Source organism: Shewanella chilikensis, from assembly GCF_037953065.1.
Taxonomy (GTDB): Bacteria; Pseudomonadota; Gammaproteobacteria; order Enterobacterales; family Shewanellaceae; genus Shewanella; species Shewanella chilikensis.
The window spans coordinates 4306997-4325461 of record NZ_CP149966.1 but is presented as its reverse complement, the minus strand read 5'-3'; the positions used below and the strand labels follow the sequence as shown (position 1 = coordinate 4325461).

Here is an 18465-nt window from a genome sequence, read left to right as displayed (position 1 = left end):
TTATGAAGTTAAAAATGCAATGGCCTGAATGCTGGTCGTTTTCTCGTCAGGGCTGTTTTTTGTTCTATCCTTTGGAAAAGGAAATGATTTGAAAATAGTGTATGGACAAGAATATGCCATCATCCCTCTGGTTGCAGGGCCGCAACGCTTCTGAGCGCCTGGAGCGCATTCACGAACATCTACAGCTCAGCTACCCTTGGGTGGATCGTATCGCCTGCGCCCTGTATCACGAGTCGACCGGGCTGCTAAAAACCTTTATCAACAGCATTCACCGGGGCCAGGCCATAGTGGGCTATGAATATCCCATGTCCGACAGCCCGGTGCTCAGCCAATTGGCCGCCGGCAAACTGGACGACCACTGCGTCGAAGCCTTGGCGGCTTCGACTACACAGATCCTGGATATCACGGGGCGCTGCCGCGACGACAAGGCGGCCTGAAAAGAGGCCAGCAGTGCCGATTTATCCCGCTAAAGCTTTCTTGGGCTTCCTCTGGTTTTCTAGGGTTTCCTCTGGTTTCTAGTGCTTCCAGGGGCTAAGCTCAGTCCTGCCAGCGGCGGAAGATCAACGAAGTATTGATGCCGCCAAAGGCAAAGTTATTGCTCATCACCAGGTCGGTATCCAGTGCCCGGCCTTCGGCGCGAATATAATCCAGCTCGGCGCAATCCTCGGCGACATTCTCCAGGTTGATTGTGGGTGCAAACCAGCCATCACGCATCATCATAATGCTCCACCAGGCCTCCAGCGCGCCGCAAGCGCCCAGGGTATGGCCGGTATAGCTCTTCAGCGATGAAATCGGCATCTGCTCGCCAAATACTGCGGCGGTAGCCCGGCTCTCGGCGGCATCACCGCGGTCGGTGGCCGTACCGTGGGCGTTGACATAGCCTATCTGCTGCGGCGCTATATTGGCGTCTTTGAGTGCCAGCCGAATCGCCTTTTCCATGGTGTCGGCGTTCGGTTGCGTCACATGCAGGCCGTCTGAGTTGGTACCAAAACCCAGCACTTCGGCGTAGATGCGCGCGCCTCTGGCCTTGGCATGCTCCAGCTCTTCGAGCACCAGGGTGCAGGCGCCTTCGCCTATCACCAGACCGTCCCGGTCGCGATCGAACGGCCTGGGGGTCAATTCAGGAGTGTCGTTGCGGGTACTGGTGGCAAACAGGGTGTCGAACACGACCGCTTCTGTGGGGCAGAGTTCTTCGCCGCCACCCGCCAGCATCAAATCCTGCTGGCCATACTTGATGGCTTCATAGGCATAACCAATGCCCTGGCTGCCGGACGTGCAGGCGCTGCTGGTGGTTAATACCCGCCCCTTGAGGCCGAAAAATACCCCGACATTGACCGCCGTGGTATGGGCCATCATGCGGATATAGCTGGTGGCGGTGACGCCGCTCATATCGCCGTGTTTGAGCATGTCGCCAAAGGCGGTGATGGGATCTGTACTGCCGGTGGAAGAGCCGTAGGCTATGCCCATGGCGCCTGAGGCTATCAGAGGATCATGCAACAGGCCGGCATCCTCCAGCGCCATTTCACTGGCGCGGGTGGCCATCAGAGACACCCGGCCCATGGAGCGGATCTTCTTGCGCGAATAGTGCGCCGGAGTGCTGAAGTCGTTGACCGGCGCCGCCAGACGGGTATGCAGGCCGTCGAACCTGTCCCATTCATCCATGCGAACCACGGCATTTTGGCCTGCTTGCAGCCTGGCCTTGACGCTGTCCCAATCCTGGCCCAGGGCGGAAATGCCGCCCATGCCGGTAATAACCACCCTGCGGCTCATAGCATGCCTCCGTTGACCGAGATCACCTGGCGGGTGATATAACCGGCTTCGTCAGACAGCAGGAAGTTGGCCAGGGCCGCTATCTCTTCAGGCTGACCCATGCGCCGCAACGGCACCAGTTGCTGTACCAGTTCGGGGCTGAAGGCATCGACCATTTCGGTTTCGATAATCCCGGGAGCGATGCAGTTGACCGTGATCTTACGTTTGGCCAGCTCCAGTGCCAGCGCCTTGGTGGCGCCTATGATGCCGGCCTTGGAGGCGCTGTAGTTCACCTGGCCACGGTTGCCGGCCAAACCGGAAACCGAAGACAGAGTAATGATGCGGCCGCCCTTGCGCCGTTGGATCATCGGCATCAGCGCCGGATGGATCACATTGTAGAAACCATCGAGATTGGTGTGGATGACACAGTCCCACTCGGCCTCTGTCATCGCCGGGAAAGCCGTATCGCGGGCGATTCCGGCATTGAGAACCAGGCCGTGATAGGCACCGTTGGCTTCTATGTCGGCCTCAATGACTTGGCGGCAGGTCTGGCGCTCGGCGACATCGAACTGCAGCAGGCTGACCTTGACGCCCAAGGCTTGGATTTCGGCGGCGCTGGCCTCGGCGGCGGCTTGATTGGCATGAAAGTGCAGGGCGATATCAAAGCCGGATTGCGCCAGGCGCAGGGCGATAGCCTTGCCTATGCCGCGGCTGGAACCTGTGACCAAAACTCTCTGTGTCATGCGGAATCTCCCTGCATCGCCTCCAGACTACCGGCAATATAGGCCTGGGTGTCCTGGGGCTGAAAAACGTTTACATTGGCGCTGGCGATCTCTGTGTCGCCATCAAAGATGCGGCAGTCGAACACTGCCAGTCCCGTGTCTTCCTGATAGAGGCGCTGCACCTGGGTCAGGTATTCGCGTCCGGGCAGGAATCCCGGGGTGTGCATGCTGAGCTTACGGCTGCCCAGCAAAAAACCGACCCGGATAATATCACCGCGGGCCTCGGCTTCCACTCCGGCCAGTGCCGCTATGCTCTGGGCCATATATTCTATGCCGACATAATTGGGCACCAGAGCCCGGGCGTCATCGAAATAGGGGCTCTGCTCACTAATCTTCACCTTGGTCAGCAGCCTGTCTTGGCTGTGCTCGACCACGGCGTCTATCAATATCATGGGCGCCCTGTGGGGCAGAAAATCGGCGATATCACGCTCGGCTAAAGTCTGGGTCATTCAGGGGCTCCACGGCTGAAGATCAGGCTGGCATTGCTGCCGCCAAAGGCGAAGGAGTTACTCATCAGGTGATTCAGAGAGTGGCGGCTGCCCTGTTTGACCAGCGGCAGTGCGGGATCCTTGCCATCCTGCTCACCGTCCCACAGATGCGGCGGCAGTAGCCCATCAGGGTTGAGGGGCGACAACAGCAGCCAGCAGAATACCGCTTCCAATGCCCCGGCGGCGCCCAGTGCGTGGCCGGTCAAGGGCTTGGTGGAACTGCAAGGCGGCAACGCTTCGGCAAATACCGAGTGCATGGCGCGGCTTTCCATGGCGTCATTCTTGGGGGTGGCAGTGCCGTGCAGATTGACATAGTCGATGTCATCAGGCGTCAGCTCCGCTTGCTTGAGGGCCATCTCCATGGCGGCAATTGCGCCGCTGCCTTCGGGATGGGGCGCCGAGATATGGTGGGCATCGGCCGACTCGCCGACACCGGACAGCAGCACCTGGCCGCTTCCTCTCTCCAGGGTAAACAGCGCCGCGCCTTCACCTATATTGATGCCGTCGCGGTTGGCGCTGAATGGATTGCAGTGCCCCTTGGAGACAGACTCAAGCGCATCGAAGCCGTTTAGGGTCAATTGGCACAGGCTGTCGACCCCGCCGACTATCACCATGTCGCACAGTCCGGCATGCAACAGCCGTTTACCGGCGGCAAACACCTTGGCGCTGGAGGAGCAGGCCGTCGACAGTGTGTAACAGGGGCCGCTCAGCTTGAACCAGGCTTGCAGGAAGCGACTGGTGCCCCCCAGCTCCTGCTGAAAATAGTGGTAATCAGAGGGGAAGTGGCCGTGGCGATTGCGGTACTCCAGTGCCTCTTCGCCCTTGGAGATCCCTGAGGTGCTGGTGCCTATGACAACTGCGATGCGCTCCTTGCCATATTTGGCCTTGGCGGCTTCCACCGCCGGGGTAATTTGCAGCGCGGCGCACAGCAACAGGGCGTTGTTACGACAGTCATAGTCGGCAAACTCGGCGGGAATGGCAGGTAACTCGGTGTTCACTACCCCGACTATGGCCGGCCGTTCAAACAACAGGTTGTCGCGGCTGACCATGCCGCGGCTGTCACCGGCGAGCAAGGCGTTAAGCACCTCGTCGGCCCGGTTGCCGAGAGGGGTACAAAAACCTGCATGATTTATGGCTGTAGGTGTCATATCTCTGTTTTGGGATCCGGCCCTGTATTCATTACAGGGGCTTAATGTTCAGTTTTAAATCGGCCTGCGGCATGTTCATGGCCACTTCCGCATGCCAGATGTCGGGGCTGGAGTAACTTATCCGCATCAGCTCGCGATTGTCATTGCTCAGCAATACCCGGCACAGGACGGCGGCGCAATCTTCCAGTTTCACCCTGGCGCCATCCAGATAAGCGTTCAGCTTTTCCTCCGGCCAATAGATGAGCTGCAACAAGGCCAGCAGATATTCTGCTTTAAACTCATTGCCGAGCAGCACACTCTGCTCGCTGGTCAGTGTATGTCCATCGTAGATCAAGGTAAACAGTGCTTGGCCCAGAGGTGCCAGCCCCACCACTGTCATCTGCTGCGGCTGCAGTTCCAGTTGGCTGATAAGCTCATGGCTCTGCTCCCCTCGTTGCAGCCGCACCTGCTGGCTGAGACTGAGCGTTTGCTCCAAAGGTTGAGCTTGAACCGAGCCATTGCCCTGGGGCTCATCTGGCTGCTTTGAGCCATTGGCAGCCTGGGTATCAGAGGTTTGTCCCTTGGGCGCGGCCTGGTTCAGCGGCAGCGGCGCCAGACAATAACTGACATCCTTTGCCAGGGCAACGCAGGTTTGGCGATACAATATTTGGCTGCAGCCGCCCAGGCCAACCAGCACAGTGGCAAGCAGCAGCAAGCGGGTGACAGCGGCTGTCATAAGGCTTCCTCGACAGCGTCGCGGCAGAGGTTCACCACCAGATCCAATCTGCGCCGGGATTCACTGACAAAGGGGTTGTTGCTGTCCCAGGCGTAGCCCGCCAGGATAGAGCAGATCATCTGTTTTATTTTGGGGTTGGCGTCTTCAAAGAAGATCACCTCCTGGAATCTGCCGTCATACCAGGCTTCCACATAGGTGCGGAAGGTGTTGACCCCCAGCATCAAGGGCTCGGCATAATCCTGCTGCCAGTCTACCGCTTCCCCCTTGAGCTGGCGTACCAGACAGTCGCAGGCCAGACTGGCCGAGTGCATGGCTATGGTCACCCCGGAGGAGAATACCGGGTCGAGAAACTCACCGGCATTGCCCAGCAGGGCAAACTTGTCGCTGGCCAGGGTGCTGACATTGGCCGAATAGCCCTTCAAGGTGGCGCAGTCGCGGATCACTCTGGCGTCTTTAAGCAGCGCTTCCAGCCCTGGCTCTTCATTGACTATGGTGCGCAGTTGCTGCTCCAGGCTGCCTTCGAGTCTTGCCAGCAGGTGCGGTTCGGCCACCACCCCCAGCGAACAGGTGCCGTTACTGAAGGGGATCAACCAATACCAGATATCCTTGTTGCGCGGATGCACGCTGATAAGGATCTTGTTGCGGTCAAACTCCGGGTCGCTGATATTGTCCTCAATATGGGTAAAGATGGCCGAGCGGGCCGGCAGGCTGGAGGGGCATTCCAGCTGCAGCAATCTTGGCAGTACCCGGCCAAAGCCGCTCGCATCCAGCAGATATTTGGCCTGCACTGAATAGACTTGTCCATTTTCGTCAGCCACTGTCAGCCGTGGTTCTGCGCTGAGATCTACCGCGGTGACCGTCTGGCCATAACGTATCTCTACCCCTTGGGTACTGGCGGTGTCGGCCAGCAGTTTGTCGAACTGGCCTCGGGGAACCTGAAAGGTGGTGCCGGGGCCCGGGGTAAACTTGTCACTGAAATCAAAGGTGGTGTAGCGGCCGTTGCGCCGAAAGGCGGCGCCGTTTTTAAACTGAAACCCGGCCTCGGCTACGGCTTCTGTCATCCCAGCCTGCTCCAGCACTGTCATGCAGCAGGGCAGCAGGCTCTCTCCGATGGAAAAGCGTGGAAATTGGGCCCGCTCCAGCACCAGGGCATCTACTCCTTGTTGTTTCAGCAGGCTGGCCGCGACCGAGCCGGATGGCCCGGCACCGATAATTACTACATCGACTTGTTCCACGGCATTGGCAGTATTCACTTTGCATTCCTTGTAAGAGTTGAGGTTAGGGGAGCGAGTAACAGGGTAAAACCTATGCCTAGCGCCAGGGTTATGCCAAAGGCGGCAATGGCATAGGTGTCACTCAAAGCCAGCAGGCCAAAGGCCAGCAGGGTGGAGGCGGCAGACATCAGCACCGCCAACATCACGCCACTGGGATGCTGTTTGGCTTCGGCAAAAAACAGGCTGTAGTCCACGCCTATGCCGAACACCAACACCAATGCCAGGGCATGAAACAGGGTCAAGCCGCTGCCGAGCCAGCCAAGGGCGCCCAGAGTCAGAATCGCCGCCAGCGTTGGCACCAGCGCCACCCACAGGCCGCGGCGCAAACCAAAGCGCCAGCTGAAAATCACCGCCGCCAACATCAGTGCCAGCGCCAGCATCATCAGGGTCAATTGACGGTATTTGGCCATCAGTGCCGAGATATCGGCGACCTTGTCGACCAACTGCACGCCCGGGTTGCTGCTTGCCAGCTGCTTGAGGGCGTCGAGATCGTAGATCCCGCCGAGCAGCACTATGGCGGCGTGAGCCGTTATTCCGTCAGTGGGGGCGAGGTAGAGGTCACTCAGCCCTGAGGATTTAGCCCCTTCACTGGCGAGCCAGTCTGTGGCCGAGAGTGGTTGGAATTCGGCCCATTGCCTCGAGAGCGGCCCGGCCAACTCGGCATTCAGCCCTAGGGTGTCCAAAACTGTATTTGTTTGGCGATAGATAAGCCCCTGCAACTGATGATCTTGCTGCTGGCGTTTGATGCTCGGCAAATAGCGGGCGATATTCACGCTGTTGCCGAGTTTGCCTTCAGCAATCAAACGCTCGAGCCCGGGCGCCAGCTGTTCGAGATGCTGCAGCATCTCCTCGGCGCTGTCACCCCGGACCAGCAGGAACTGATTGTCAGTGCCGCCACTCAGCAGTTGCCTGAGAGCATTTTCCGGCTCGCTGACCGCTGGTGGGCTGCTCTGCAGCGCGCGGATATCATCGTTGGCCTTGAGGTTAATGCCGCCAAACAGCAGCAGTAACCCCAGTGGCACTAGGATTAACAGACTGCTGCGCCGACAGAGAGCTTGCCAGAGACTCAGCAAGCGGCCAGCCAGCGCCAGGCGGCTATCTCCTGCAAGCAAGGGGCTGGCGGCTATGGCCGGATACGCCAGCAGCAGTGTCAGCCAGGTGAAAATCAGCCCGCTGGCACAGAATACGGCCACCTGTTGCATGCCGGGAAAAGGTGCCAGGCCTATGCCAAGATAGGCGCCGACACTGGTGATCAAGGCCAGGGTCACGGCCGGAAATATCAGGCCAATCACCTGCCTGGGAGAAGCCTTGGGATGTTGCAAGCGCTCGCAGTAGAAGTGAAAGCTGTAGTCGATGGCGATACCGATAAGGCTGGTGCCGAACACCAGAGTCAGCAGATGCAGTTCGCCAAACAGTGTCAGGGTAATGACCGTCGCCGCCAGGAATCCGCTGCCCAGGGTGAGCAGTGCCACCGTCAGCGGCATCAAGGAGCGAAACGCCAGCAGCACCAGCAGGATCACTCCAAGCAGGGACACTAATCCGATACGGTTGATCTCGCTCTTGGCCGATTCTGTGGCGGCCGCGGCATGAAACAGGGCGCCGGCCTTGAGCACTCGAGTATCTTGCGGCAGAGGCGCCAAGGCCTGCTCCAGCGCCTTGAGCTGGATTGCCTGTTGCTGCGGGTTAAAGGCGCTGCCTATGCCCTCGGCCATCACTATGGCTGCATACTGGCCTTGCGGCGTTGGCGCCAACAGTATGCCATCTGCCTGGATGAGACTGCGGCCCTCGGCCAGCGACTTGAGCCAGTCGGGGAACAGCAACAGCGGATCTTCGGCAATCAGGTCGCTGCCTGCGGCGCCAAAGGCGCTGTAGAGCTGTTGCTGCGCGTTTTGAATCAAAGGGGTTAATTCACCGCTAGCGAGTTGCTGCCTCTGGCTGTCACTGAGCAGCCCCATGCGGTAGGGGAAATAGAAACGCCCCAGGGCGCTGAAGCTGTTGGCCTCGGCGCTGCGCACTCTCTTAAAGGCGTTTTGCTCCTTTTTCAGCGCACTCAGTAGCTGTTTGCCGGCGTTGATCGCCTGAGGCTTATCCTTGGCAATCAGGCCGATATACACTTGATTGCCGAGCTTCTGCTCCATGCGTTTCAGCGCCGCTTCGGCGAGCGGATCTTCCTGCTCCTTGGGCAGCATGGCGAGAATGTCGCTCTGAATACGGCCGCCCTGTTGCCACTGCCAGACGCCAAGCAGAATGAGCAGCGTCAGCAGCCCCAGCCACAACAGCAGGCCAACCGGCGCCGAGAGCCTGGGACGAGCGGGTTCAGGGCTAGGCGACATCAGGGGGCCACCTCGGGAAAGAAGCGAGCGCGCTCGCTGTCATTGAGTGGGGATTTATCCAGTTCAGAGAAGAATATCTGGCTGATATCGCCGTTCTTGGCCAGCAGGGTCAGAGATTCGAGATCCTGATTGCCTTCGAGCACCATTTGCGGCAGCAGAGCCGCCATTGTCTGCTCCTTGGCTTTGAGTCCCAGTTGCCAATGACCCGCTTGGTCATTGAGCAGATAGAGTTCAAACCCCTGGCTCAATGCCTGAATATCACCGGAGAGCAGGGATTGCATCATGCGCGGCAGCATTTCAGCCACGGCCGCCGGGCCGGCATCGGCCTTGGTGACACTGAGTTTGCCCTGGCTGTCCTGCTGGATAAGCTCGCCCTGTTTCAGCAGCAAGAGGTTGCCAAAGGGAGTCTGCTGTTGCCAGAGCATGCCCAGTTCTCGCTGAAACAGAAATTCGCCGCTGCTGCGAAGTGGTTGTTTCAGCACCCTGAGCCAGCGCACCTGCTTAAACTTGCCTCGGCTGCTGTCGCTGAGGGCCATCTTAGTGCTTAACTGTTGCAGAGCCTGCTCTGTGGCCGCCTTGGCAAAGAGTTTATCGAATGCCTGCGCCTCCGGCCTGATTTTCCCCTTGGCTTCGGCGGCCAACACTGCCACCGGCTCTGTCTGAGTGTTATCCGGCGCCATTTCTCCCAATACCATAGTGGCTGGCGCCACTTCTCCTAATGCCATAGTGGCTGGCGCCACTTCCCCTAAAGCCATGTTGCTGCAAGCGGCGCCAAACCAAAACAGTCCCAACAGCCCAAGCAGTAGGGCGAGCTGCCGAGTGAGCCGAAAGCCGAAAGCTGAGGGGTTCATGGTTTGGCCTCGGCGGCCGCGATGAAGGGCGCCAGGCGCTCACGGAACACCGGCGGGGTCACCAAGCACAGTTCCTGAGTCTGCATATCCACTGCGGCCTGTATGGTGTAGCCCTTGGTGAGGCGCTCACCGCTGGCGGCGTCGCAAATCTGGTAGTTAATCTTCAGTCGATTTTCCCACTCAACCAAGGCGGCACTCACCCGGATCTTCTGCTCGAAACGGCTGGGTTTGACGTATTTCAGCTGCAGATCCACTATCGGCCAGGCGTAACCTGACTCCTGCATTCGGCTGTAGCCGTAGTCGAACCTGTCCAGCAGCTTGCAGCGGGCTATCTCAAAATAACGCAGATAGTTGCCGTGCCAGGTAATGCCCATGGAGTCGACATCGTGGAAGGGGATCTCCAGCTCTATTTCAGTGCTGAGGATGGCTTTCATCGGCACACCTCCCACTCCCCGGCTTGGATCTTGGCCAGGGTTTGCCGCAACAAGGCTTCCAGCGGCCTGTCTTCAATCAAGAGTTCAAAGTCGGCTTCCAGCTGCGCCAGGGTGGTAGCTACTGACTCGGTCAGCGACTCACGTTCCAGTTCACCGGCGAGCAGGCGCAGGCGGATCCCCTGACTCATGGCCAGCAGTGCGGCAGCGGCCACCTGCTCGGTCAGTTCCAGCACCCGCAGGGCGTCACGGGCGGCAATGGTGCCCATGCTGACCTTGTCCTGGTTGTGACACTCGGTAGAGCGCGAGAACACGCTGGCGGGCATAGTGTGTTTCAGTGCCTCGGCGGTCCAGGCCGAGCAACCTATCTGCACTGCCTTGAAACCGTGGTTGATGGGGCTGCGCTCGCCCTGGCTGGCCGACAGGTTGGCCGGTAGGCCGTTGTTGAATTTGGGATCCATCACCAGAGCCATCTGCCTGTCCAGCAGATCCGCCAGATTGGCCACCGCATTCTTGAGGCTGTCCATGGCAAAGGCGATATGGCCGCCATAGAAGTGGCCACCGTGGAGAATATGTTCCCCCTCGCCGTCGACTATCGGGTTGTCGTTGGCGCTGTTGAGTTCGGTCTCGATAAACTGGCGCATAAAGGGCAGGGCATCGGCCAAGACCCCGATAATGTGCGGCGCGCAGCGAATCGAATATCTGTCCTGCAGTCGGTCAGAATTGCGTGGGTGCTCGTGGTGGTTGAGGTCTTCACGGATCCAGGCCGCGACCTGGTTCTGCCCCGGGTGCGGTTTGGCGGCAAACAGTATCTCGTCGAAATGGTTGGAGTTGCCCTTGAGTGTCAGTGAGGCCATGGCGGTAATGCGGGCGCACAGGCGGCTCAGGTACTCGGCCCTGTCATAGGCCAGACAAGCCAGCGCCGTCATCACGGCGGTGCCGTTCATCAGTGCCAGGCCCTCTTTGGGCCTGAGCTTGAGGGCGCTGACCCCAAGTTCGGCGTAGACCTCGCTGGTGGCGCGGCGCTGTCCTTGATAGAAGACCTCCCGCTCGCCAACCAGTACGGCGGCCAGATAAGACAGTGGCGTGAGATCGCCGCTGGCACCCACAGAGCCTTCCTCCGGGATCACTGGCACTATGTTGAGGTTCAGCAGCAGGGCTATACGCTCCAGCAGCTCATAGCTGACACCGGACTTACCCACGGCCAGTGAGTTGAGGCGACAGGCCATCACGGCTCTGGCCTGGGGGATCTCCAGCACCTTGCCCATGCCGCAACCATGAAAGCGCGACAGATGCAGCGGCAACTCGTGTACCAGCTCCGGGCCGACATTGACGGTACAGGAATCGCCATAGCCTGTGGTGACCCCATAGACCACGCCTTCTTCATGGAGCAGGCTGTCGATAAAGCGGGCGCCGCGCTGGATATAGTCACGGTACTCGGCACTGGCGTTGAGGGTCACCGGCGCTCCTTTGGCGATGGCGACCACCTGTTCCAGTGTCAGTGATGTTTGGCCGAAGCCGACCGTCTTGGTGGCCTTAACTGTTGCGCTCATGAATTGTCCTTGGGGCGGTCAGCAACTTGGTCCTGCCGCCAAAAATCGAAAAAGTTAAACCACTGCAGTGGTGCCTTGCGGGCAAAATGTTCCAGTCGCTGGGCATAGAGGCCTGCTGCCTGTTGCAGTCGCTGCTGCCGCTCGGCTCTCGGGCCTTTGAGGCTCTGCTCGAAGGGCTCGAGCCAGACTTTATAGCCCTGCTGCTCCCGCAGGCAGAACATGGTGTAGATGGGGCAGTCCAGCAGACCGGCCAGAATAAAGGGGCCCTGGGGGAAGGGCGCCATCTCGCCGAGGAATGGCACTTTTACCGTACGACCCGGGCTGTGGCTGGAGGTGCGATCGGCGGCAATCACCACCAATTCACCGGCCTCGACCTTGCTTTGCAACAACATGGAGGTGGCCGGGTTGAGTTCGGTGACCTGAAGTAAGTTGAGTTCACTGTCCGGGTTCAGCTGCTTGAGCACCCGGTTGAAGTTTTCGGCATTGCGGGTCATCACCATCACATTGACCTTCACCTTGCGCTGGTGAATGGAGATGGCGCGGCATAGCTCGATATTGCCAAGGTGGGACACCAGCAACACGGCTCCCTGGCCGCTTTGTAACTGCTCGGCCAACTGTTGACGGTCGCTGAACTCCACCTGCTGCAAGCGAATGCGATCGCACCAGGCATCGATGCGATCCAGCGCGGCATTGCCGAAGGCGAAGAAGTGGCGCAGGCTGTCGCGCCAAGTCACCGGCTGACCGAGGCTCGGGTGCTGTGGCTCCAGTGCCTGTACCCGTTTTAGAAACGCTTGTGACGCCTCGCGGGCCTGTCGCCCTGTGATAAAGAAATAGCAGATCACCGGGTACATGATCGCCCGTGCCAGCCAGTGGCCGCCGAAACGATAGCTTTCGGCCAGCAGCTTGATACCCCAGTAGCTGCCCCGCTCCTTGACGTTGGACCAATGAGCGTCTTGGGGGTTGTCTTGTGCCGCTTGGGTTGGCCCCAGTTTCTGCCCCTTGAGCTTGCGCCACAGCATGGAGAAAAACAGCCTGCTGTGCAGCTTGCTGATCCGCACATTGTCGGCCAGCCCCTGAAAATGGCTGCTGCCGTCTTCCGGGTAGATCACCTTGGTGGGAATATGTTCTATGGCAACACCGCGCCAGTAGAGACGCACCATGACTTCGATATCAAAGTCCATCCGCTCGCCGAGGGCTTCGCTGCGAAGCAGGGCTTCGGTGGCCGCCAGTGGATAGACTCGAAAGCCGCACATGGAATCGCGGATATCCAGGCTCAGGGTCTCGACCCAGACCCAAAAATGGGTCAGGTAACGGCCGTAGAGCCGACCCTTGGGCACGGAATCATCATATTGCGGCAGGCCGGAGATCAGCGCCTTGGGGTTGAGCTGCGCCCTGGCGATTAGCGCCGGAATATCTTCCAGATTATGTTGGCCGTCGGCGTCCACCTGTAGGCCGTGGGAAAAACCCGCAGCCCAAGCGGCGCGCAGGCCTGTCATCACGGCGGCGCCCTTGCCGCGGTTATAAGGGTGATGCAGCAGGCTGACCCAGTCGCTGTGTTGTTCGGCCAACTGTTGCAACAGATAGCGGGTCTCATCGTCGCTGCCGTCGTTGATCAAAAAGCAGGGCAGCCCCAGCGGTTTGAGGGCTTCCAGCGTCGCAGCGATATGGCCCCTGTGGTTGTAATTGGGGATGATCAGCGCCAGCTTCATTGCTTGGCCTCTGTCTTGAAGGCAATACGACCCGAGCCGAACTTCTGTTCGCCGTTGCTGTAGCTGAAGCTCAGTTTACCCTTGGCGGGGTTATTGCTGATGCTGAGGGTGACTTGCATATTCGGCAACAGCAGTTGCTGAAACTTGAGCACCTCGAGTACCGCGACTTCGGCATCATAGCCGAATGCCTGGCTGCCGAGACGCACGGCCCAGTCCAGTTGAGTCACGCCGGGCAATACCGGCTGGCCGGGAAAGTGGCCGGCAAACATAGGCAGCTCGGCCGGAATGCTCAGGCGCCAACTGGCTTCATTGTCCTGATGCCGGTGTTGAACAATGGGCGGAAGAACAGACTTAATCATGATCAAACAGCTCAAGAATATCGTTTTTGAGCAACTTGCCCTGGGCGTTGAGTGGCAGCTGCTGTGGATAGCGCCAGCGCCTTGGCAGAGTCACACGTTCAAATTGGCTCAGCAGATGGGCCTTGAGGGCGTTGTTGATGCTGAGTTTACCCTCGGCTTCCAGCTGTGCCTTACCGGCGGCGGAAAGCTCTACCGCCGCGCCCAGTTGTACTCTGGGGTTTTCCAGCAGCACCAGATGCGATTGGGTCACCCAGGGATGGGCGTTGAGCAAGGTTTCCATCTGCACCAGAGACAGGCGCTTTTCCTCTATCTTGACGATGCGGTCCAAGCGGCCTTCGAGGCAGAATTGGCCTTCGCCCAGCAGCCGAACCTTGTCTTCACAGCGGTACTGGCCGTCGTCTTCGAGATAGGGCGAGCGCAGCAGCAAAGCGCCGTCGCTGTCATTGCTCAGTTCCATGGGGGCAAAGGCCTGCCAGGGCGTGTCGCTGCTCTGTTGGCGCCGATAACCTATGCCGCCGGTTTCCGTGCTGCCGTAGACCTCGATTGGCAGGCTACCGTAGCAGCGCTTGACCCCTTGGGCGGCTTCCAGGCTCAGGGGCCCGCCGGAGCTGAAGATCAGGCTGGGAGTGTGCAACTGGCGCTCATGCTCCAGCGCATCCGGCAGCCTCGACAGCTGCGCCGGGCTGCTGATTAGGCACAGGTTGGGAAATAGGGCGGTGTAATAACTCAGGGTTTCCGGGTATTCCACCAGATCGCTGAGGAAGGGGCGACTGGCCGCCAGTGGCCAGAGAATCTTAAACAGCAAGCCATAGATATGCTGGTGGCTGACGGTGGCAATCACGCTGCAGTGTGGCAGGTGAGCGGCGAAGGTCTGCTCCAACACACTGACTTCGGCATCCAGTTGCTGCAGACGCTTGCGAACCGCCTTGGGTTGGCCGCTGGAGCCTGAGGTGAACAGCAGCAGTTCGCCGAACTCATCCCCCTCGGCCATCTGCGGCCAGGGCGAGTGGGGCAGTGACAGCTCTTTTTTCAGCTCGAGCCAGATCTTGCCCTCACACAGGGGGCGGTCTGACACTATGGCATCAAACTCCTGGGTCAGTTCGCTGAGAGTACCCGGCTGAGTGTTGGCCGGCAGTATGATCTGCTTGCCCGACAACAGGGCGGCGCAGAGGCCAACGGCGAACAGATCGCTGCTGTCGCAGGCCAGTAACCAACGCTTTTCCGGCCGGGCTCGCAGGCGCTGATGCAGATGATAGACCTGGGTGGCGAACAGTGAACCCGTGACTATGTCATGGTGGTTAAAACTGATCAGTTGTTGCCCTGCTGGGCCTTGGGTAAGCCAGGTTTTCAATAACTCTGTCATAACTGTCCCTTTATGATCGCTTCAGACAAAAGTGGCGATAGAGCCATTCTCCGCCACCGAGCAGCCCCATCAGCAGATAGGCTATCAGGCCGTTGTACAGGGTCCAGGTCTCCAGGCTGGTAAACAGCGCCGTATAAGCCGCCATGCCGCCGTTGAAGACAAACAGACCGCACCAGAGTTGTGTGACCCTTACCAGGTAGGGCCTGGCTTCCTCGGGCAGATCCGGCTCGGCCAACCTGGCCAGACGTTCCACTATGCTGGGACCTTTAAGCAGCGAAGAGGCAAACAGCACCAGCATGCAGGCATTGACCAGCACAGGGTAGTACAGCAGCCAGTCCTGACGCTTGGCAAGCAAGCTGCCGAGCGCCAGCAGTAACCCCAGAACGACCGGAGCGGCCAGCGCCTTGAGCTTTTGCTTCCCCAGCAGCAACCTGGCACCGAGCAAGGCCGCCAGCAAGAGTGCCAGGCCATTGCCCGGCAGATAGTTCAGCCCCAGATATACCGCCAGGGGATATCCCAGCAGCAACAGGGCCGTGACTGTCTGAGCCAGGGCACGCATCAGTCTTTAACCAGTCCCTCGATGGCGTTAACCACGTCGTTGACCGTCCGTACCGACTTGAATTCATCGGGCTGGATCTTTTTGCCGGTCAGCTGTTGCAGTTTGATCACCAGATCCACCGCATCTATGCTGTCCAGATCCAGCTCTTCATAGAGGGAAGCCTCAGGGGTTATCGCCTCGGCATCCACTTCAAACTCATCGACCAGGATCTTGCTCAGCATTTCCAATATCTGTTCACGGCTTTGCATGAGCACCTCCTACGCGCGCTGGGATTCGATAAACGCGGCAAGGCTGGCAACACTGTAAAAGTGGGCCTTGGTTGCCTCTGAGTTGGCTTCGATCTTGACGTCGAACTGCTTCTTGATCGCCAAGCCCAGCTCAAGTGCATCGATGGAATCCAGTCCCAACCCCTCACCGAACAGCGGTGCCTCGGTATCTATATCGTCGATACTGATATCCTCAAGATCGAGGCAATCTATGATTAGCTGTTTAATTTCGTTATGTAAGCTCATAATTTATATCTAATTGTTGTTTGTAATAGGTTTCCAGATCTCTGGTGAGTTGGCGTGCCATCCGGGCATCGCCACCGCTTTCGGCATCATACCTCAGATGCGCTATGCTTGCCCCGGTTTCCACTTGCATCTGTATGGTGCGTCTCGGGATTTCGTACCAGGGATCCTGTTTGGTGAGTCCGGGATGAACCACCCTGAGTACCACTGGCAGAATATCGGCCCCGGTGCGCAGGGCGATATTGGCCGAACCGCGGGCAAAGGGGTTGATCACTGTGCCTTTTACCGTGCGGGTGCCCTCGGGAAAGATGATCAGATTGGTGCCTCTGGCCAACACTTCACGGCAGTCCTGTAGCAGCAGCTCGGCGCCGCGATTGGGAATATAACCGGCGGCGGAGACGACTCCGCGCAGAAAGGGGTTACGCCACAGTCCCTGTTTTACAATGCAGCCGGCATTGGGCATCAGGCTGATTAACACCACCACATCTATGAGGGTGGGGTGATTGGCAATCACCACCATGCCCTTGGCCTGCTGTAATCGCTGCAGATTGACTGTGCTGACCCTGACCACACCGGCCCAGGTCAGCATATGCACAAAGCCGCGGAACATGTAGTGCACCGCTTTTTGTACTCTTTGAATGCGCACATCGCGCTCGCCGGGCCAGAATCTCAGCACAGGTAAAATGGTCAAGGAGCTCAGCAAGCCGCCGAGGCCGAAGGCGATATAACAGCTGATGCCGGCGAGCCAACGGGGAAAATAGCCGATACCGGTTGCCGGGGCTGTCATAACGGCTCCCGTGAAGGTTCCAGCTGCCAATGCCAATGGGCCAGTTGCCCCTGGATTGCCGTGCCGTTTGCCAGTGCCTGCAGCAGGGCGCCAAAGCTTAGCGGCTGCCCGGCGCCGGTCTGCTGACTCAAGGTGACTCTGGCAATCCCGGAAACATCGGCCGGAGCCAATAATAGCGATAAGGCCAGTGGCAGCTCCATCTCTTGGGTAAATTCATCATAGACGGGCGGCACAGGGTCATCGCCGAACACCAATAGCAGGGGGCTGGGGTCTTCGGCTAATTGGGCCCAGGCTTCCAACATGGCCTGGGACAGGGTATCTGTGCCCGCAGCCACAGAAGTGGAAGCGCCAGTATTACCCGTGACTATGCCAAACAGGCCGCTGGCGGTGTTGTGAACTGATTGACTGAAACCCATGGGGGAGAGAGGCTGCCTGACGATAATATCCTGCAGCAGTTCTATGGTGCGATTGAGTTCGCCATGGCGCGAGGCAAATACGCTGCGGCATTGGCCGGGAGGCTCGGCCTGGAAGGCGGCTTCCAGCATCATCTTGCTCAGGCGGCTGAAACGGCGCCGCTGCATGGCGGCAACTTGGGGTAACTTGGGGGCAAGGCGATCGCTGTCATCAAGGGCGCAGTTGCTGCTCTGCCACTGCTGCCAATCTTGCTGCTGTTGATACTCCGGAGACCAGGCTCCCCAGGAGAGAATACTGAACGCTAGTTGCACTGCTTTGCCTCTGACACAGATCTTTATTGCCATCCCTTACGGGGCGTGAGGGAGTGAATCTGTCGGGTCGGAATGCGACCGCCGTACCGATTGTCCTTTCCCTCTGAAACACCGGTACAAAGGGCCATATTCTACACTGAAAGTACGGGTTTTAAGAAGGGGTTTAGGTTACAGCTAAAGATCAGTTACAACTTTTCACTAACAAGGGAATCACCCGGCGACTGCCGGGTGATTCAGATGCTGCTTAGTTGCTCAATTGGCTCTGTAGTCGTCGCAGTGCCGTTTTGATCTTACGGGTGTTGTCGGGCCCCATACGTACCAGCATTTTCTGCGCGTTGGGCAGGGCTTCCAGTTTGGGATCGACAAACTTGTAGTTCACACTGATAGCATACAGCTCGATAGGATCTTCTATCACAGGGGTGGCCAACAGCACCTTGATGGCTTGTTGCATCCGCTCATCGAATTTGAGGTTGGGGTAACCCAGCTCATCGAAGGCCTGCTCCAGCAGTGGCGACAATTGACGGTAGGTGCTGAGCAACTGCTCGTCATTGAGGCCGGTGAGGAAGTCGGCGTAAAGGTCGTATCTGTGATAGCTATCCGGATCCAGATAGGTCTTGTTGGCAATTTCAGATACAGTGAAGGTGTCGCTCGGGCCTTTCATCGGACTGGTTTTACGGGCTAATTCACCTTGGGCCAGGTTATCGACAAACACCACGAACTGGCGTACCAGATCTTGTTCAACCAGCAGCGGCTCTATCTTCATACCATCGGCCATGGCCACGGCTTTTTCATGAACATATTCATCACTTTCGGACAGTGAAGGCAGAGGTTGTTCCGGCTCAACTTCGGGCTGAACCACTTCAGGTTCTGGCTCGGGCATGGTTTCAGGTTCTGGCACCTGAACTTGGGTTGGCAGCGGTTCGCTGGGCGCGGGTTCGGGAAGTTCAACCTGGGTGGGCTCTGCTGCTTGCTGCGGCTCTTGCTCACCGCTGAAATAGTAGTAGGCTCCTCCTGCAATCAGCAATACCAACACCAGTAGGATGATAGCAATGCCACTGTTGCCAGAGGATTTTTCCTGCGGCGCGATTCTATCTTCTTGATTAACTTGCATTGGATTTCCTTTCATTGAT

General features: G+C 58.5%; 20 protein-coding genes. 1 reads left to right on the top strand and 19 read right to left on the bottom strand.

Annotation, left to right across the window (positions count from 1 at the left end; all coding sequences use genetic code 11):
• The first annotated feature begins 113 nt into the window (after nucleotides 1–113).
• Nucleotides 114–437, top strand: coding sequence for a hypothetical protein (locus WKR14_RS19410; protein WP_335922147.1), 324 nt, complete (start codon nucleotides 114–116; stop codon nucleotides 435–437).
• Between the two features lie 100 nt (nucleotides 438–537).
• Here WKR14_RS19410 and WKR14_RS19405 read toward each other — a convergent pair whose 3' ends face one another.
• From WKR14_RS19405 to WKR14_RS19315, 19 genes are all read right to left on the bottom strand, one after another.
• On the bottom strand, nucleotides 538–1770 hold the full coding sequence (locus tag WKR14_RS19405) for a beta-ketoacyl-ACP synthase (RefSeq protein ID WP_025888490.1): 1233 nt from the start codon (nucleotides 1768–1770) through the stop codon (nucleotides 538–540).
• The gene (locus tag WKR14_RS19400; RefSeq protein WP_335922146.1) at nucleotides 1767–2492 is read right to left on the bottom strand and encodes a 3-ketoacyl-ACP reductase FabG2; all 726 of its coding nucleotides are present in this window, start codon (nucleotides 2490–2492) and stop codon (nucleotides 1767–1769) included. The genes WKR14_RS19405 and WKR14_RS19400 overlap by 4 nt, the downstream gene beginning before the upstream one ends.
• The gene (locus tag WKR14_RS19395) at nucleotides 2489–2980 is read right to left on the bottom strand and encodes a hotdog family protein (RefSeq protein ID WP_101059649.1); all 492 of its coding nucleotides are present in this window, start codon (nucleotides 2978–2980) and stop codon (nucleotides 2489–2491) included. The genes WKR14_RS19400 and WKR14_RS19395 overlap by 4 nt, the downstream gene beginning before the upstream one ends.
• Nucleotides 2977–4167, bottom strand: a complete 1191-nt coding sequence (locus WKR14_RS19390; protein WP_339087100.1) for a beta-ketoacyl-[acyl-carrier-protein] synthase family protein — start codon at nucleotides 4165–4167, stop codon at nucleotides 2977–2979. The genes WKR14_RS19395 and WKR14_RS19390 overlap by 4 nt, the downstream gene beginning before the upstream one ends.
• A gap of 31 nt (nucleotides 4168–4198) precedes the next feature.
• Entirely contained in the window at nucleotides 4199–4882 is a 684-nt protein-coding gene (locus WKR14_RS19385; RefSeq protein ID WP_335917589.1) for a DUF3261 domain-containing protein, read from the bottom strand.
• On the bottom strand, nucleotides 4879–6135 hold the full coding sequence (locus WKR14_RS19380) for an NAD(P)/FAD-dependent oxidoreductase (RefSeq protein ID WP_144131435.1): 1257 nt from the start codon (nucleotides 6133–6135) through the stop codon (nucleotides 4879–4881). The genes WKR14_RS19385 and WKR14_RS19380 overlap by 4 nt, the downstream gene beginning before the upstream one ends.
• Nucleotides 6132–8489: an MMPL family transporter gene (locus WKR14_RS19375; protein ID WP_335922071.1), complete on the bottom strand. Its 2358-nt coding sequence runs from the start codon at nucleotides 8487–8489 to the stop codon at nucleotides 6132–6134. Before WKR14_RS19375 ends, WKR14_RS19380 begins: the two co-directional genes overlap by 4 nt.
• The gene (locus tag WKR14_RS19370) at nucleotides 8489–9340 is read right to left on the bottom strand and encodes an outer membrane lipoprotein carrier protein LolA (protein ID WP_335922072.1); all 852 of its coding nucleotides are present in this window, start codon (nucleotides 9338–9340) and stop codon (nucleotides 8489–8491) included. The genes WKR14_RS19375 and WKR14_RS19370 overlap by 1 nt, the downstream gene beginning before the upstream one ends.
• Nucleotides 9337–9774 (bottom strand): acyl-CoA thioesterase, encoded by a 438-nt coding sequence (locus WKR14_RS19365; RefSeq protein WP_221055564.1) that lies wholly within the window; start codon nucleotides 9772–9774, stop codon nucleotides 9337–9339. Before WKR14_RS19365 ends, WKR14_RS19370 begins: the two co-directional genes overlap by 4 nt.
• The gene (locus WKR14_RS19360) at nucleotides 9771–11324 is read right to left on the bottom strand and encodes an aromatic amino acid ammonia-lyase (RefSeq protein WP_335922073.1); all 1554 of its coding nucleotides are present in this window, start codon (nucleotides 11322–11324) and stop codon (nucleotides 9771–9773) included. The genes WKR14_RS19365 and WKR14_RS19360 overlap by 4 nt, the downstream gene beginning before the upstream one ends.
• A complete protein-coding gene (locus WKR14_RS19355) occupies nucleotides 11321–13033 on the bottom strand; it encodes a glycosyltransferase family 2 protein (RefSeq protein WP_335922074.1) in 1713 nt (570 codons plus the stop codon). The genes WKR14_RS19360 and WKR14_RS19355 overlap by 4 nt, the downstream gene beginning before the upstream one ends.
• Entirely contained in the window at nucleotides 13030–13392 is a 363-nt protein-coding gene (locus WKR14_RS19350; RefSeq protein ID WP_101055321.1) for a thioester dehydrase, read from the bottom strand. Before WKR14_RS19350 ends, WKR14_RS19355 begins: the two co-directional genes overlap by 4 nt.
• Nucleotides 13385–14755, bottom strand: coding sequence for an AMP-binding protein (locus WKR14_RS19345; protein WP_208125226.1), 1371 nt, complete (start codon nucleotides 14753–14755; stop codon nucleotides 13385–13387). The genes WKR14_RS19350 and WKR14_RS19345 overlap by 8 nt, the downstream gene beginning before the upstream one ends.
• 10 nt (nucleotides 14756–14765) lie before the next feature.
• Nucleotides 14766–15314: a hypothetical protein gene (locus WKR14_RS19340; protein WP_208182210.1), complete on the bottom strand. Its 549-nt coding sequence runs from the start codon at nucleotides 15312–15314 to the stop codon at nucleotides 14766–14768.
• Nucleotides 15314–15562 (bottom strand): acyl carrier protein, encoded by a 249-nt coding sequence (locus WKR14_RS19335; RefSeq protein WP_025010131.1) that lies wholly within the window; start codon nucleotides 15560–15562, stop codon nucleotides 15314–15316. The genes WKR14_RS19340 and WKR14_RS19335 overlap by 1 nt, the downstream gene beginning before the upstream one ends.
• A 9-nt stretch (nucleotides 15563–15571) precedes the next feature.
• Nucleotides 15572–15826: a phosphopantetheine-binding protein gene (locus WKR14_RS19330; protein ID WP_025010130.1), complete on the bottom strand. Its 255-nt coding sequence runs from the start codon at nucleotides 15824–15826 to the stop codon at nucleotides 15572–15574.
• Nucleotides 15813–16610 (bottom strand): lysophospholipid acyltransferase family protein, encoded by a 798-nt coding sequence (locus WKR14_RS19325; RefSeq protein WP_335922076.1) that lies wholly within the window; start codon nucleotides 16608–16610, stop codon nucleotides 15813–15815. Before WKR14_RS19325 ends, WKR14_RS19330 begins: the two co-directional genes overlap by 14 nt.
• On the bottom strand, nucleotides 16607–17335 hold the full coding sequence (locus tag WKR14_RS19320) for a beta-ketoacyl synthase chain length factor (protein ID WP_109247225.1): 729 nt from the start codon (nucleotides 17333–17335) through the stop codon (nucleotides 16607–16609). The genes WKR14_RS19325 and WKR14_RS19320 overlap by 4 nt, the downstream gene beginning before the upstream one ends.
• 244 nt (nucleotides 17336–17579) lie before the next feature.
• Nucleotides 17580–18446, bottom strand: a complete 867-nt coding sequence (locus WKR14_RS19315) for a DUF3014 domain-containing protein (RefSeq protein WP_335922077.1) — start codon at nucleotides 18444–18446, stop codon at nucleotides 17580–17582.
• Between the last annotated feature and the right edge of the window lie 19 nt (nucleotides 18447–18465).